This window comes from Corallococcus sp. AB018, assembly GCF_003986945.1.
GTDB classification, from domain to species: Bacteria; Myxococcota; Myxococcia; order Myxococcales; family Myxococcaceae; genus Corallococcus; species Corallococcus exiguus.
Genome location: NZ_RAWR01000027.1, coordinates 26,892 through 44,155, shown reverse-complemented (window position 1 = coordinate 44,155; position 17,264 = coordinate 26,892). Strand labels below are relative to the sequence as shown.

The following is a 17,264-nucleotide window of genomic DNA, read 5'->3' as shown; positions in this document are numbered from 1 at the left end:
GCCCGCTCCCCTGCCCCGCCGCTACCCGATCTTCTTCTTCAGGTCGTCCACCGGCGTCGTGTGCGTGACGATGCGGGACTGGAGCTCCCGCGCCACGTTGGTGATGAGCGGCTTGCGCATCATCGTCATGTGCGTGCCCGGCATGTCCACGACCTCCACGCCGCCGGTGACGAACTCCTCCCAGCCGGTGTGCTCACGCGTGTCCGGCCGCTGGCTGGCGCGCAGCAGCACGATCTTCCCGTCGAGCGGCTTCGCGTCGTACTGCGTGAAGGCGCGCGAGGTGGACTCGAACACCCGGTACAGGTTGCGCACGCGCTCCACGCCCACGTCGGCGATCTGCGTGTCACCCTGGCTGCCCACCTCGTAGAAGTAGTTCACGCGCTCCGCTTGCGTCATCTGGGAGATGCGCTCGCGCAGTTCCAAGGGGTCACGGCCGGTGGTGGCCGCCAGCATCATGGTGAGCTCGGAGGTGAGCATGTCCTCCAGTACCTGCTCCGGCGTCTTGTCCGGCACCATGTGCTGCACGGTGTACGCGTCGATGCTCGCCAGCAGCGCCACCTCTTCGCCCACGGCGCGCAGTTGCCGCGCCATCTCGAAGGCGATGATGCCGCCCAGCGACCAGCCCGCCAGGTGGTAGGGCCCGTGCGGCTGCACCTCGCGCACGGACGCCAGGTACAGCGCGGCCATCTCCGCCACGGTGCCCAGGGGCTCCTCGCCCTCGGTGCCCCGGGCCTGCAGGCCGTAGCACGGCTGATCCGCGTCCAGCTCACGCGCCAGGTCCACGTAGCAGAGGACGCCGCCGCCCGCCGGGTGGATGGCGAACAGCGGAGGCTTGGTGCCCTCCGGCTTCAGCGCCACCAGCGGCGACCAGGCGCGTGACTCGGCCTCCAGCAGCGCGGCCAACTGCTCCACCGTCGACGCCTGGAACAGCGACGCCAGGGGCAGGTTCTTGCCGGTGAGCTGCTGGATGCGGCCCATGAGCTGCACCGCCAGCATGGAGTGGCCGCCCAGGTCGAAGAAGTCGTCGCGGATGCCAATGGGCGACATCCCCAGCGTCTCCTCCCAGACTCGGACCAGCTGCAGCTGAAGCGGCGTGCGCGCCACCACCAACATGGAGCCTTCCGCGCGAGCGGTGTCCGGCGCGGGCAGCGCGCGGCGATCCACCTTGCCGTTGGACGTGAGCGGCAGCGACTCCAACGTCATGAAGGCGGACGGCACCATGTACTCAGGCAGCGTGCGCCGCAGCTGCTCGCGCAGCTCCGGGACTCCCGCCACGCTCTGACCCGGCGCGCCCACCAGGTACGCCACCAGGCGCTTGTCGCCCGGCACGTCCTCGCGCACCAGCACCACGGCCTCGCGCACGCTCGGGTGCGAGAGCAGGCCCGCTTCGATTTCGCCCAGCTCGATGCGGAAGCCACGCACCTTCACCTGGAAGTCCGCACGGCCCAGGTACTCCAGCGTGCCGTCAGGACGCCACCGCGCCAGGTCGCCGGAGCGGTAGAGCCGCGCGCCCGGAACAGTGCTGAACGGATCCGGGATGAAGCGCTGCGCGGTCAGCTCCGGCCGGCCCAGGTAGCCGCGGCTCAGGCCGTCGCCGCCCACGTACATCTCACCCGTGACGCCTGGAGGCACCGGCTGTCCGTGCGCATCCAGCACGTACACCTGGAGGTCCGGAATCGCGACGCCCACTTCGCTGCCGCGCCCGCCCTCCGCGTCCGCCGCCTTGAGTGCGCGGTAGGTCACGTGAACGGTCGTCTCGGTGATGCCGTACATGTTGACGAGCACCGGCGCGTTGTCCGCGTGCCGCGCGTACCAGGGACGCAGGCTGCCGAACTCCAGCGCCTCGCCGCCGAACACGACCGTGCGCAGGGACAGGCCCTCGTGGTCGCCCGTGCGCTCCTCGTGTTGGATGAGCTGACGGAACGCGGACGGCGTCTGGTTGAGCACCGTGACGCCCTCGCGCTTGAGCAGCGCGTGGAAGTCCGCGGGCGTGCGGCTGACTTCGTACGGCACCACCACCAGCTTGCCGCCGTACAGCAGCGCGCCCCACATCTCCCAGACGGAGAAGTCGAAGGCGTACGAGTGGAACAGCGTCCACACGTCCTTCGCGCCGAAGGCGAACCAGTGCTTCGTGCCGTCGAAGAGGCGCACCACCTGGGCGTGCTCAATCTGCGCGCCCTTGGGACGGCCCGTGGAGCCGGACGTGTAGATGACGTACGCCAGGTGATGCGGCGCCACGCCGCTGTCCGGCGTCGTCGTGGGCGCGGAGGCCCAGGCGGCGGCATCCGAGTCCAGGCACAGGCGCTTCGCCGCGCCCGACGGCACCACGTCCAACAGGTGCTGCTGCGTGAGCACCACCGGCACGCGCGCGTCCTCCACCATGAACTCCAGGCGATCCCGCGGGTACGCAGGATCCATGGGCAGGTACGCGCCGCCGGCCTTGAGGATGGCCAGCAGGCCCACCATCAGCTCCAGCGAGCGCTCCACCGCGAGGCCCACCAGGACCTCCGGCCCCACGCCCAGCGTGCGCAGGTGATGCGCCAGCTGGTTCGCCCGCGTGTCCAGCTCGCGGTACGTGAGGCGCTGTTCGGCGTAGGTGACCGCGATGGCGTCCGGGGTGCGCGCCGCCTGACGCTCGAACAGCGTGTGCAGGCACGCGTCCACCGGGAAGCGGAAGGACGTGTTCCAGTCCGTCACCACCTGCGTGCGATCCTCTTCCGTGAGCAGCGGCAGTTGGTGCAGCCGCGCGTCGGGGTTCGCCCCGATGCCCGCCAGCAACACGCCCAGGTGACGGGCGAGCCGCTCGGCGGTGCTCGCGTCGAACAGGTCGGTGTTGAACTCGAGCCCGCCCTCGATGCCGTTCGCCGTCTCCGTGAGGCCCAGCGACAGGTCGAACTTCGCGGTGCGGTGCTCCACCTCCACGCCTTCCAGGGTGAGGTCGGTCAGCGTGAACGCCCCTTCCGGCGCGTTCTGCAGCGTCATGGACACCTGGAACAGCGGCGTGCGGCTGGTATCGCGCGTGGGCGCCAGCTCCTCCACCAGCTTCTCGAACGGCACTTCCTGGTGCGCGTACGCGCCCAGCGTCGTCTCCCGCACGCGGCCCAGCAGCTCGCGGAACGTGGGGTCGCCGTCCAGCTTCGTGCGCAGCACCAGCGTGTTGACGAAGAAGCCGATGAGGCCTTCCGTCTCCGCGCGCTGGCGGCCCGCGATGGGCGTGCCCACGCTGATGTCATCCTGCCCGGAGTAGCGAGACAGCAGCGTCTGCCACGCGGCCAGCAGGACCATGAAGGGCGTGGTGCCCTCCTTCAACGCCAGGGCCCTGAGCGTCTCCGTCAGCTCGCGGCTGACCTTCACCGGGACGCTGGAGCCGTGCGACGTCTGCACGGCCGGACGCGGACGGTCCGTGGGCAGCTCCAGCGCGGAGGGCGCGCCGGTCAGCTGCTGCTTCCAGTATCCGAGCTGCTTCTCCAGCACCTCGCCCTGGAGCCAGCCGCGCTGCCAGCCCGCGTAGTCCGCGTACTGCACCGGCAGCTCCGGCAGGGACGGCGTGCCGCCGTTGGAGAAGGCCTCGTAGGACGCGGCCATCTCGCGCACCAGCACGCCCATGGACCAACCGTCGGAGACGATGTGGTGCATGACGAGCAGGAGGATGTGCTCCTCCTCATCCAGCTTGAGCAGCTTCACGCGCAACAGCGGACCGGTGGCCAGCTGGAACGGCTGCACCGCTTCGTCGTCCGCGAGCCGGCGAGCCTCGTCATGGCGCTCCGGCTCCGCGATGTCGGAGAGGTCCACCACCGGGAGCGGCAGCGACACCGCCGGGTGGATGACCTGCGTGGCCTGTCCGTTGTCCAGGTGGAACGACGTGCGCAGCGATTCGTGCCGGCGCACCAGCTCCGTGAAGCTCTGCTCCAGCGCCATCACGTCCAGCGAGCCCTTCAGGCGAAGGACCATGGGGACGTTGTAGGCCGGGCTGGACGCGTCCAGCTGGTGCAGGAACCACAAGCGCTGCTGCGCGAACGACAGCGGCAGGCGGCCTTCGCGCGGCATCGGCACGATGGCGGGCGCCTGGGTGCCCGCACCGGCCTGGAGCGCCTGGTCGATGAGGACGGACAGCTTCTGCACCGTGGGCGCGTTGAAGACGTCTCGCAGCTGCAGGTCGATCCGGAAGATGCTCCGGACGCGCGACAGCACCTGCGTGGCAAGCAGCGAGTGCCCGCCCAGCTCGAAGAAGTCGTCCGTCGAGCCCACGCGGTCCACGTTCAACAGCTCGCTCCACGCTCCGGCGAGCAGCTGTTCGGTGGGAGTGCGCGGCGCGATGAACGCGTCGTCCTGCGCGCGCTCGTCGCTGGGGACGGGTAGCGCCTTGCGGTCCACCTTGCCGTTGGAGGTCACCGGCAGCGCCTCCATCACCACGAAGGCGGACGGCACCATGTACTCCGGCAGCGTGCGCTCCAGGTGCTCGCGCAGGCCCTTGCGGTCCAGGGACTCCACGTCACCCGCTACGTAGGCGACCAGCCGCTTGTCGCCGGCCACGTCCTCGCGGACGACGACGACGGACTCGCGCACGCCGTAGGCGCCCATGAGGGCGGATTCGATCTCCCCCAGCTCGATGCGGTAGCCACGCACCTTCACCTGGTGGTCGACGCGGCCCATGTATTCCAGCGTGCCGTCGGCGCGCCAGCGGGCCAGGTCGCCGGAGCGGTACAGCCGCGCGCCAGCGTCGGTGCTGAACGCATCCGGCACGAACTTCTCCGCCGTGAGCTCCGGCCGGCCCAGGTAGCCGCGGCCCACCTGCACGCCGCCGATGTACAGCTCACCCGGCACGCCCACCGGCACGGGTTGCAGCTGCGAATCCAGCACGTACATCCGCGTGTTGGGCAGCGGCTTGCCGATGCGCACCGCGCCGGAGGCGGAATCCTCCGGGGCCACGACGTGCACCGAGCAGCCCACCACCGTCTCCGTGGGGCCGTACTCGTTGATGAGCCGCGTGGCCGGCGCGTGCTTGCGCCAGAACGCCAGCTCCTCCGAGAAGAGCGCTTCGCCGCCGATGACGAAGGCGCCCGTGCGCCCCGCCGCCGCGTCCGCGCCCAGCAGGTCCGACAACAACCGCAGGTGGCTGGGCGTCAGCTTCACCAGGCTGAAGCCCGTGCCTTCACGCAGCACGTCCGCCAGGCCTTCCACGCCCCGCGTCTCCGACACCATCACCACGCCCCGGCCCGCGACCAGCGGCGCCAGCATGCTGGTGACGGTCAGGTCGAACGCGAGCGACGAGTGCACCGGTGCACCCGCGCCCGTATCCAGCCCGTACGCGGACAAGCACCACGTCAGGTAGTTGGACACGCCGCGGTGTTCGATGGCCACGCCCTTGGGCTTGCCCGTCGAACCGGACGTGTAGATGACGTACGCCAGGTTGCCGGCCGTCACCGCCGTCACGGGCGCGTCCTCGCGCTCGCGGGAGATGCTGCGCTTCCAGTCGCCATCCAGGCTGATCAACTGCTGGGTGGTGACGGGCAGCTCGTCCGCCAGCGAGTCCTGCGTCAGCACCACCGGCACCTGCGTGTCCTCCAGCATGAAGGACAGGCGATCCAGCGGGTACTTCGGGTCGAGCGGCACGTAGGCGCCGCCGGCCTTGAGCACGCCCATCACGGCGATGACCATCTCCAGCGAGCGCTCCAGGCACAGTGCGACCTTCACCTCGGGCCCCACGCCCAGCCGGCGCAGGTGGTGCGCCAGCTGGTTGGCCTTCGCGTCCAGCTGCCGGTACGTGAGCTGCTCACCCTCGAAGGTCGCGGCGATCGCATCCGGGGTGCGCGCCACCTGCTCCTCGAAGCGCTGGTGGATGCAGGCGTCGCGCGGGAAGTCGGCCCGCGTGTCGTTCCACGTCGTCAGCAACTGCGTCCGCTCGCCCTCGGTGAGCAGCGGCAGGCGCTGCACGGGCACGTCCGGCTGGGACGCCACGCCCTCCAGCAGGACGCGGAGGTGCTCCAGCATCCGCTCGGCGGTGCCGGCGTCGAACAGGTCGGAGTTGTACTCCATGGCTCCGCGCAGCTCTCCGTCCACCTCCGACAGGGTCATGTTCAGATCGAACTGCGCGGTGCGGTGCTCCAGCGGGACGGCGCGCAGCGTGAGGCCCTTGACCTCCAGCTCCGGCACCGGCGCGTTCTGGAACGACAGCAGCACCTGGAACAGCGGCGTGCGGCTGGTGTCGCGCGTGGGCGCCAGCTCCTCCACCAGCTTCTCGAAGGGCACTTCCTGGTGCGCGTACGCGCCCAGCGTCGTCTCCTTCACCTGGGCCAGCAGCGCGCGGAAGGACGGGTTTCCCTCCAGCTTCGTGCGCAGCACCAGCGTGTTCACGAAGAAGCCGATGAGGCCTTCCGTCTCCGTGCGGCCACGGCCCGCGATGGGCGTGCCCACGCTCACGTCGTCCTGACCGGAGTAGCGCGCGAGCAGCACCTGCCACGCGGCCAGCAGCACCATGAAGGGCGTGGCGCCTTCCTTCAGCGCCAGGGCCTTCAGCGTGTTCGTCACCGGCTTGCCCACGCGCAGGTTCACGCTGGCGCCCCGGTACGTCTGCACCGCCGGACGCGGGCGGTCCGTGGGCAGCTCCAGCGCGGCGGGCGCGCCAGTCAGCTGCTGCTTCCAGTACGCCATCTGCTGGGCCAGCACGTCACCCTGCAACCAGCCGCGCTGCCAGCCCGCGTAGTCCGCGTACTGCACCGGCAACTCCGGCAGGGACGGCGCGCGGCCGGAGGCGAAGGCCTCGTAGAGGGCCGCCATCTCCCGCACCAGCACGCCCATGGACCAGCCGTCGGAGACGATGTGGTGCATCGTCGCGAGCAGCACGTGCCGCTGGGCCTCCAGCTTGAGCAGCTTCACGCGCAGCAACGGACCGTTCGCCAGGTGGAACGGACGCTGCGCCTCTTCGTTGGCCCGACGCTGGGCCTCGGCCTCGCGGACGTCCTCGGGCTGACCGGACAGGTCCACCACCTGAATCGGCAGCGTCGCGGCCGGGTGGACGACTTGCGCGGGCTGGCCGTCGCGCATGGGGAACGTGGTGCGCAGCGATTCGTGGCGGCGCACCAGCTCCGTGAAGGCGCGCTCCAGCGCGGACACGTCCAGCGTGCCCTCCAGCCGCACCGGCAGCGGGAGGTTGTAGAAGGCGCTGTCCGGCTCCAGCTGGTTGAGGAACCACAACCGCTGCTGGGCGAACGACAGCGGCATCCGCTCCGCGCGCGGCAGCGGCACGAGCGGCGGCGCCCTCACGCCCCTGCCCTGCGCCACGAGCGCGTCCACGCGCCGGGCCAGGTCCGACACCGTGGGCGCCTCGAAGAGCGTCCGCAGCGGCAGCTCCACGTCGAAGGCCTCGCGGATGCGCGACGCCAGCCGCGTGGCCATGAGCGAGTGGCCGCCCATCTCGAAGAAGTGGTCCTCCACGCCCATGCGCTCCACGCCCAACAGCTGCGCGAAGAGGGCCGCGAGCAGCTCCTCCGTCGGCGTGCGCGGGGCCACGAAGGTGCGCGTGCGCGACACCTCGCCCGTCGGCGCGGGCAGGGCCTTGCGGTCAATCTTGCCGGCGGGCGTCAGCGGCAGCGCTTCCAGCACCACGAAGGCCGAAGGCACCATGTACTCCGGCACCTCGGTCTTCAGGTGGCGGCGCAGCTCCACCGCGTCCAGCGTGCCCGCGGCCTGGGGCACGACGTACGCCACCAGGCGCTTGTCGCCCGGCGCGTCCTCGCGCACCACCACCGCCGCCTCACGCACCTCCGCGTGGTGCAGCAGCACGGACTCGACCTCCCCCAGCTCGATGCGGAAGCCGCGCACCTTCACCTGGGAGTCGATGCGGCCCAGGTACTCGAGCTCGGCCAGGGACGTCCACCGCACGCGGTCACCCGTGCGGTACAGCCGGGCACCCGGCTCCTGGCTGAACGGGTTCGGGATGAACCGCTCCGCCGTCAGGTCCGGCCGGCCCTGGTAGCCACGCGCCAGGCCCGCGCCCGCCACGTACAGCTCGCCCGGGACGCCCGTCGGCTGGGGCCGGAGCGCGTCATCCAGCACGTACACCTGCACGTTCGCCCACGGCTTGCCGATGGTGAGCCGCTCCGGGTTCGCGCCGTTCTCGGTCAGCGTCGCGCAGACCGTGGCCTCCGTGGGGCCGTAGGCGTTGATCATCAAGCGCCCTTCGCCCCACTTGCGCGCCAGCTCCACGCTCAGCGCCTCGCCGGCGGAGATGACGGTGCGCAGGCCCTCCAGCCCTTCCGTGCCCAGCTGCGCGAGCACCGACGGCGTCAGGGTGACAGCGGTGATGTGCTGCTGCTGGAGCAGCGTGCGCAGCGGCTCATCCGGCAGCAGCCGGTCGCGCGGCGCGAGCACCAGCGTGGCCCCGGCGACGAGCGTGCCGAACACCTCGCACACGCTGGCGTCGAAGCTGGACGCCGCGTACTGCAGCACGCGGCTGCCCGGCGCGTAGCGGTGCGCGCGGCCCGCCTGGATGGCGGTGTTCACCAGGCCCTGGTGCTGGAGCAGCGTGCCCTTGGGACGGCCCGTGGAGCCGGACGTGTAGATGACGTACGCCAGGTTGGCGGAGGTCATGTTCACGGACGGCGCCGTGGTGGGCAGTGCCTGGAGGACATTCCGGACGTCATCCAGGTGCAGCCCGACACGGTCTTCCGCGTGCAGGCCCGGCATGGGCTCACCGCGCGTCACGAGCACCGTGGCGCCGCTGTCCTCCAGCATGTAGTCGAGCCGGTCGATGGGGTACGCAGGGTCGAGCGGCACGAACGCGCCGCCGGCCTTGAGCACGCCCAGCATGCCGACCACCAGATCCAGCGAGCGGTCCAGGCAGAGCGCCACGCGCACTTCCGGCGCGACGCCCAGGGTGCGCAGGTGGTGCGCCAGCTGGTTCGCCTTCGCGTCCAGCTGCGCGAACGTGAGCGACGTGTCCTCGTAGACGAGCGCCACGGCGTCCGGCGTGGCGCGGGCATGCGCCTGGATGAACGACTGGATGCACGCCTCGCGCGGGAACTCCACGCGGGTGTCGTTCCACACCACCAGCGCCTGCCGCGCCTCGTCCTCCGTCATCAGGGGCAGCGCCATCACGCGCTGGTCCATGTCCGTGGCGATGCCTTCCAGCATCATCACCAGGTGCTGCACCAGCCGTTCGGCGGTGGCGCGGGAGTACAGGTCGGAGTTGTACGCGAGCCGGCCCAGGAAGCCCTCGGACGCGTCCGCCAGCGACAGGGACATGTCGAACTTCGCCGTGCGCGCTTCGGCCTCGAACGTCTTCAGCGTGAGGCCGGCCACGGACACCTGACCGGACAGATCCTCCGCCTGGAGCACGAACATGGCCTGGAAGAGCGGCGAGCGGCTGGTGTCGCGCACCGGGTGCAGTTCCTCCACCAGCTTCTCGAACGGGACCTCCTGGTGGACGTGCGCGGACAGCACCGTGTCACGCACCTGGGTCAGCACGTCGCGGAAGGACGGGTTGCCCTCCAGCTTCGCGCGCAGCACCAGCGTGTTGACGAAGAAGCCGATGATGCCCTCCGTCGACGAGTGCCCGCGGCCCGCGGCCGGAGAACCCACGCTGATGTCGTCCTGGCCCGCGTGGCGCGCCAGGAGCACCTGCCACGCCGCCAGCAGGAACATGAACGGCGTCACGCCCTTCTCGCGGCACAGCGCCTTGATCCGCTGCGACAGCGTCTGCGGCACCTTCACCGCCACGCCGCCGCCCGAGTACGTCATCACAGCCGGGCGCGGGAAGTCCGTGGGCAGCTCCAGCGCGGAGGGCGCGCCGGACAGCTGCTGCCGCCAGTACTCCACGTGCTTGCTCATCACGTCGCTGCGCAGCCAGTCGCGCTGCCAGCCCGCGTAGTCCGCGTACTGCACCGGCAGCTCCGGCAGCGGCGACGGCTTGTCCTCGCGGAAGGCCGCGTAGAGCGCGGCGATTTCCCGGACGAGCAGGCTCATGGACCAGCCGTCCGTGATGATGTGGTGCAGCGACAGGAGCAGCACGTGCTCCGTCTGCGACATGCGCAGGATGAGGGCGCGCATGAGCGGCCCCGTGGCCAGCTTGAAGCCGCGGTTGGTCTCCGCGTCGGCCAGACGCTTCGCCTCGGCCTCGCGCTCCGCGTCCGGCAGGCTGCTCAGGTCCACGACGTTGAGCGACGCAGGCGTGGGCGCGTGGATGCGCTGCACGGGCTGATCGCCTTCCGCGTGGAACGTGGTGCGCAGCGATTCGTGGCGGCGCACCAGCTCCGTGAAGGTCCGCTCCAGCACTCCCACGTCCAGCTCACCCTCCAGACGGACGGGCAGCACGATGTTGTAGAACGCGCTGTCCGGCTCCATCTGGTCCAGGAACCACAACCGCTGCTGGGCAAGACCCAGCGGCAGCGAGCCCTCGCGCGACAGCGGCACGATGGGCGGAGCCTGGAGTCCCTGCTCCGAACGCACGGACTGATCCACGCGCTGGGCCAGGTCCGCGATGGTGGGCGCTTCGAAGAGCGCGCGCAGCGGCAGCTCCACGCCGAACGCCTCGCGGATGCGCGAAGCGACCTGCGTGGCCAGCAGCGAGTGCCCGCCCAGGTCGAAGAAGTTGTCGCGCACCCCTACCCGCTTCACGTCCAGGATCTCCGTCCAGACCGTGGCGAGCATCTCCTCCGTCGGCGTGCGCGGCGCGGCGAACTCCGCCTCGCTGCGCTCCGTGCGGGAGTCGGACGGCGCGGGCAGCGCCTTGCGGTCCACCTTGCCCGCGGGCGTCATCGGCAGCGACTCCAGCACCACGAAGGCGGACGGCACCATGTACTCCGGCACCTCGCCCTTCAGGTGGCGGCGCAGCTCCGCCACGTCCAGCTCCGTGTCCTCCTGCGCGACGACGTAGGCCACCAGGCGCTTGTCGCCCGGCACGTCCTCGCGCACCACCACCGCCGCCTCACGGATGTCCGTGTGGTGCAGCAGCACGGACTCGACTTCGCCCAGCTCGATGCGGAAGCCACGCACCTTCACCTGGAAGTCGATGCGGCCCAGGTACTCCAGCTCGCCCGTCGCCAGCCAGCGCACGCGGTCACCCGTGCGGTACAGCCGCGCGCCCGCGTCCGTGCTGAACGGATGCGGCACGAACTTCTCCGCCGTCAGGTCCGGCCGGCCCTGGTAGCCACGCGCCAGCGCCACGCCGCCGATGTACAGCTCACCGCCCACGCCCACCGGCACCGGACGCTGCGACGCGTCCAGCACGTACACCTGCGCGTTCGCCCACGGCTTGCCGATGGTGATCCGCTCGGGGTTGACGCCGCCTTCGGTCAGCGTCGCGCAGACCGTGGCCTCCGTGGGGCCGTAGGCGTTGATCATGAGGCGCCCCGCGCCCCACTTGCGCGCCAGCTCCACGCTCAGCGCTTCACCGGCGGACACCACGCTGCGCAGACCCTCCAGCCCTTCCGTGCTCAGCTGCGCGAGCACCGACGGGGTCAGCGTGGCGGTGGTGATGCCCTGCTCCTTCAGCAGCGTGCGCAGCGGCTCGTCCGGCATCAGCCGGTCGCGCGGCGCGAGCACCAGCGTGGCGCCCGCGGCCAGGGTGCTGAAGATCTCCCAGACGCTGGCATCGAAGCTGGACGCCGCGTACTGCAACACGCGGCTGCCCGGCCCCACCCGCTTCGCCGCGGCGGCGCGCAGGGCCGTGTTCACCAGGCCCTGGTGCTGGAGCAGCGTGCCCTTGGGACGGCCCGTGGAGCCGGACGTGTAGATGACGTACGCCAGGTTGTGGGCGGACACGCCCGTGCGCGGCGCCTCTTCCGGCATCCGCTCGATGGCGTCCACGTCCATGTCCAGCTGGATGGTCAGGCGGCCGTCGGTGGGCAGCGAGTCCATCAGCGACTCCTGCGTCACCAGCACCGGCGCGCCCGAGTCCGACAGCATGTAGTCGAGCCGCTCCACCGGGTACGACGGATCCAACGGGATGAACGCGCCACCGGCCTTGAGGATGCCGAGCATGCCCACCACGAGATCCAACGAGCGCTCCAGGCAGAGCGCCACGCGCACCTCGCGTCCGACGTACCGGCGGCGCAGGTGGTGCGCCAACTGGTTCGCCTTCGTGTCCAGCTCCGCGTACGTGAGCGACTGGTCCTCGTACACGAGGGCCACCGCGTCCGGCGTGGCCTCCGCGTGCGCTTCGATGAGCGAGTGGATGGTCGCCTCGCTCGGCAACTCCGCGCGGATGCTGTTCCAGCCCACCAGCACCTGGTGCCGCTCCTCGGCGGACAGCAGGGGCAGCTCACCCACTGGCGCCTCGGGCTTCGTCACGATGCCCGTCAGCAACACGTGCAGGCGCGCCATCATCCGCTCCGCGGTCGCACGGGCGAACAGGTCGGAGTTGTACTCCAGGCGGCCCACGAAGCCGTCCGCCGCGTCCAGCATGGACAGGGCCAGGTCGAACTTCGCGGTGCGCGCTTCCGCCTCGTAGGCGCTCAGCGTGAGGCCCGGCACGGACAGCTTCGCCGCCAGCTCCTGGTGCAGCACGAACCACACCTGGAAGAGCGGCGAGCGGCTGGTGTCGCGCACCGGCTGCAGCTCTTCCACCAGCTTCTCGAACGGCACTTCCTGGTGCGCGTGCGCGCCCAGCACCGACTCCCGCACCCGCGCGAGCACCTGGCGGAAAGAGGGGTCCCCTTCCAGCCGCGTGCGCAGCACGAGCGTGTTGATGAAGAAGCCGATGAGGCCTTCGGTCTCCATGCGGCCACGGCCGGCCACGGGCGAGCCCACCGTGACGTCGTCCTGGCCCGCGTGGCGCGCCAGCAGCACCTGCCACGCGGTGAGCAGCAGCATGTACGGCGTGACGCCTTCCTTCAGCGCCAGGGCGCGCAGGGCATCCGACAGCTCGCGCGGCAGCGTGAAGGGCAGCGTCTCACCGCGGTACGTCTGCACCGCCGGGCGCGGGAAGTCCGTGGGCAATTCCAGCGCGGAGGGCGCGCCGGTCAGCTGCTGCTTCCAGTAGCCGACCTGCTTCTTCAGCACGTCGCCCTGGAGCCAGCCACGCTGCCAGCCCGAGTAGTCCGCGTACTGCACCGGCAGCTCCGGCAGCGGCGACGGCTTGCCCTGGCGGAAGGCCTCGTAGAGCGCGGCCACTTCGCGCACGAGCACGCCGCGCGACCAGCCGTCGGACACGATGTGGTGCACCGTGAGCAGCAGCATGTGGCGCACGTCCGAGATGCGCACCAGCGTGGCGCGCAGCAGCGGGCCCGTGGCCAGGTTGAACGGCCTGCCCGCGTCCTCGTCCGCCAGACGCTGCGCCTTCGCCTCGCGCTCCGCCTCCGGCAGGTGCGTGAGGTCCACGAGCGGCAGCGGCATGGCGGCCGCCGGGTGGACGACCTGCACCGGGTTGCCACCCTCCGCGCGGAAGGTGGTGCGCAGCACTTCATGCCGGCGCACCAGCTCCGTGAAGGCCTGCTCCAGCGGGGCCACTTCCAGCGCGCCGTCCAGCATCACCGGCGCGGCGATGTTGTAGAACGCGCTGTCCGGCTCCAGCTGATCCAGGAACCACAGGCGCTGCTGCGCGAACGATAGCGGCAGCGTGTTCTCGCGAGACAGCGGCAGGATGGCCGGTGCCTCCAGGCCGAAGCCCTGGCGGACCGCCTCATCCACGCGAGCGGAGAGCGTCTCCACCGTGGTCGCCTCGAAGAGCGCGCGCAGGGGCAGCTCCACGCGGAACGCGCTCCGGATGCGGGAGATCATCTGCGTCGCCAGCAGCGAGTGGCCGCCGAGCGCGAAGAAGTCGTCCTTCGCCCCCACGCGCTCCACGCCCAGCAGCTTGGACCACAGGCCCGCGATGAGCTCCTCGGTGGGAGTGCGCGGGGCCACGTGGGCGCGGCCGGCTTCGGACTCCTGCTCCGGCGCGGGCAGCGCGCGGCGGTCCACCTTGCCGTTGGACGTGAGCGGCAGCGCGCCCAGCATGACGAAGGCGGACGGCACCATGTAGTCCGGCAGCCGCGACTTCAGGCCCTGGCGCAACGCCCCGGCCTCCAGCGTGTGGCCGGGCACCGCGACGACGTAGGCCACCAGGCGCTTGTCTCCCGGCACATCCTCACGCGCCAGCACGACGACTTCCGCCACGCCGGGCAGGCCGCTCATCGCGGCTTCAATCTCCGGCAGTTCGATGCGGAAGCCGCGCACCTTCACCTGGAAGTCGACGCGGCCCAGGAACTCCAGCGCGCCGTCCGGCAGGTAGCGCACGCGGTCGCCCGTGCGGTACACGCGCGCGCCCGGCTCCGGGTGGAACGGATCCGCCAGGAAGCGCTCCATCGTGAGGCCCGGCTGTCCCAGGTAGCCCCGGGCCACGCCCGCGCCGCCGATGAACAGCTCGCCGGGCACGCCCACGGGGACGGGCTGCAGCGCCGCGTCCAGCACGTACATCCGCGCGTTGGGCAGCGGACGGCCCAGCGGCACGGAGGCCGTGGCGGCAAGCGCAGTGCCCCGCTCCACCTTCCACGTCAGCACGCCGACCGTGGTCTCGGTGGGACCGTAGTGGTTGAAGACTTCGAGCCCGGGCACGAGTGCGTGCACGCGCGCAACGAGCGCCGGATCAGACGCTTCACCGCCCAGCACCAGCCGCTTGCGAGGCAGGACGCGCTCGGGCGACGGCGACGACAGGAGCGCCGTCAGGTGCGAGGGGACGATCTTCAAGCAGTCCACCGCGTGGCGCTCGAAGTAGTCGCCCAGCGCGGCCGGGTCGGAGGCGCGGTCGCGCGAGATGAGGTGCAGCGTGCCGCCGCCGCTCAGCGTCGGGAAGACGGCGGTGTGGCCCAGGTCCGCGGCCAGCGTGGACACCGACGCGAAGCTCGCCGCCGGGGGCAGCTCCAGCCGGACCGTCACGCCCTCTACGTAGTGGTTGAGCTGACGGTGCTCGATGGCCACGCCCTTGGGCCGGCCCGTGGAGCCGGACGTGAAGATGACGTAGGCCAGGGAGCTCGCGTCACCCAACCGCTTCGGGTCGTCCTCACGCTCGCGCGAGAGCAGCCCGGCGTCGGAGTCCAGGCACACGTGTCCCCTGGAGGCGTCCGCCACGTGCTCGGCGAGCGAGGCCTGGGTGACCACGAGCGAAGCCGCCGCGTCCTCCAGCACCGTGCGCAGGCGCTCCGGCGGGTGCGACGGATCCAGCGGCACGTACGCGCCACCGGCCTTGAGGATGCCCATCATGCCGACGATGGCGTCCGGGGTGCGCTCGGTGAGCAGGCCCACGCGAGCATCCGGGCCCACGCCGCGCGCGCGCAGCCAGTGCGCGAGCTGGTTGGCCCTGCGATTCAGCTCCCCGTAGGTGAGCTGGCCGTCGTCGCAGACCACCGCCACGGCGTCCGGCGTGCGGGCCGCGTGGACGGAGAAGCGCTCATGGACGAAGGTGTCACCCGCGGGCTGCGCGCCCGTGGCGTTCCAATCCACCAGCAGCTTCTGGCGCTCCGCATCCGGCAGCAGCCGCGCGTGCTCGTGACGCGCGTGTGGGTTGGCGGCCATCGCTTCGAGGGCGCGGAAGTAGTAGCCCGCCAGCGCCTCCGTCTGGTCCGCGTCGCGCTGCGTGCCGTTGGTGCGCAGCACGAGCATCAGCGCGCCGGTGTCCGGGCGCTGGAGGAACAGCGTGCTCAGCGGAAGCTCCATCCACGCGGTGGACGGCGTCTCCTCCAGCAGGCGCACGCCTTCGAGCTGCGACAGGCCTCCGGCCACGTGGAAGTGGACGAAGTTGAAGATGGTCTCGAACAGCCGCTGGCCACCCAGCTGCTGCTGCAACCGGCCCATGGGGTAGCGGCGGTGCGGCCAGATGTCGCCGTCCGCCTTCGAGACCTGGCGCACCAGGTCCAGCCACGAGCCGTCCGCCAGCGTCACCGGGAACGGGATGCTGTTGAGGAACAGGCCCACCATGCGCTCACTGTCGGCCGTCTCCGGACGGCCGTTGGAGACCACGCCCGTCACCACCGAGCGCTGTCCCTCCATCAGCGCGCGCACGCGCAGGTGCGCCGCCAGCAGCACGGTCTTCAGCGGCACGTTGACCGCCTGTGCCACGCGCTGCAGTCCTTCCTGGAGCGCGGCGGGCACGTCCACCTGCCGCATGCTCAGCACCGGCTCCTGGCCCGCGGGCAGCGGCGCGCGAGGAGCAGGACGGTCCACTTCCGCGAGGCGCGACTTCCAGAACTGCTCGCCCTCGCCGGAGGTGAGCGACTGGTGCTCCAGCGCGACGAACTGACGGTAGGTGACGGCCAGCGGCGCCGCCTCCGGGGCCGGCGTGCCGCGCAGCAGGTTCACGTAGCCGCGGAACAGCTCCGACAACAGCGTCGCGAGGCTCCAACCATCCAGGATGGCGTGGTGGAAGATGAGCGAGAACTGGAGCGTCTTCTCCGTGCGCCGGTAGATCGCGAAGCGCAGCAGCGGCGCGCGGTTCCAGTCGAACGGACGGCAGCGGTCCGCTTCCACGAGCCTGCGCAACAGCGCGTCCTGCTCCGCGGCGGGCACGTGGCGCACGTCGTGGAGCTCCAGCGGCACCTGGGCCTCGCGGTGCACGAACTGCAACGGCTGCTCGTAACCGGTGAGGTCGAACGACGTGCGCAGGATGGCGTGGCGGCGAGCCAGCTCGGCCAGCAACTGGCGCATCTTCGCCTCATCGAGCGCCATCTCCAGGTGGTAGCTGGTGGCGTCGTGGTACATGCCGGACGCCTGGTCCAGCTCGCTCTGGAAGAGCATGCCGGCCTGGAGCACGGCCACCGGATACGCATCCTCCACATCCGCGGGGAGGCGCGCGCGGTCCGCTTCGGACAGCAGGCTGAAGGGCTCCGAGCCAGGGACGGCCTGCGCCGCGGCCTTCGACGGGGCCGCGTGCACCAGGTTCCCCAGCGCGCGGATGGTGGGCTGACGCAGCAGCTCCACCATGGGCAGATCCAACCCGCGCTCGCGAAGCTTCGCGATGAGCTGGATGCTGCGGATGGAGTCACCGCCCAGGTCGTAGAAGCTGTCGTCGATACCGACGCGCTCCACGCCCAGCACCTCCGCCCAGACCTCGCACAGCGCGGTCTCCTCCATGGTGCGAGGCGCGGCGTACGCGGTGGACATCTGAGGACGCTCGCTGCCGGGCACGGGCAGCGCGCGGCGGTCCACCTTGCCGTTGGGCGTGAGCGGCAGCGCGTCCAGCGCCATCAGCGCCGTGGGCACCATGTACGCGGGCAGCTTGTCGTGCAGGAACGCACGCATCGTGTCCACGCCCAGCGGCTCCGCGCCCTCTTCCGTGACGACGTAGGCCACCA

At 71.1% G+C, this 17,264-nt stretch carries 1 protein-coding gene (only partly in view); it reads right to left on the bottom strand.

Annotated elements, in window-relative coordinates:
• Positions 1–21: 21 nt before the first annotated feature.
• Positions 22–17,264, bottom strand: the 3' portion of a protein-coding gene (locus D7Y11_RS08595; protein WP_158641908.1) for a non-ribosomal peptide synthase/polyketide synthase. The gene runs 14,257 nt beyond the window's last position; 17,243 of the gene's 31,500 nt are visible here — the last part of the coding sequence; its start codon lies off the right edge, out of view — the gene reads right to left on this strand; its stop codon occupies positions 22–24.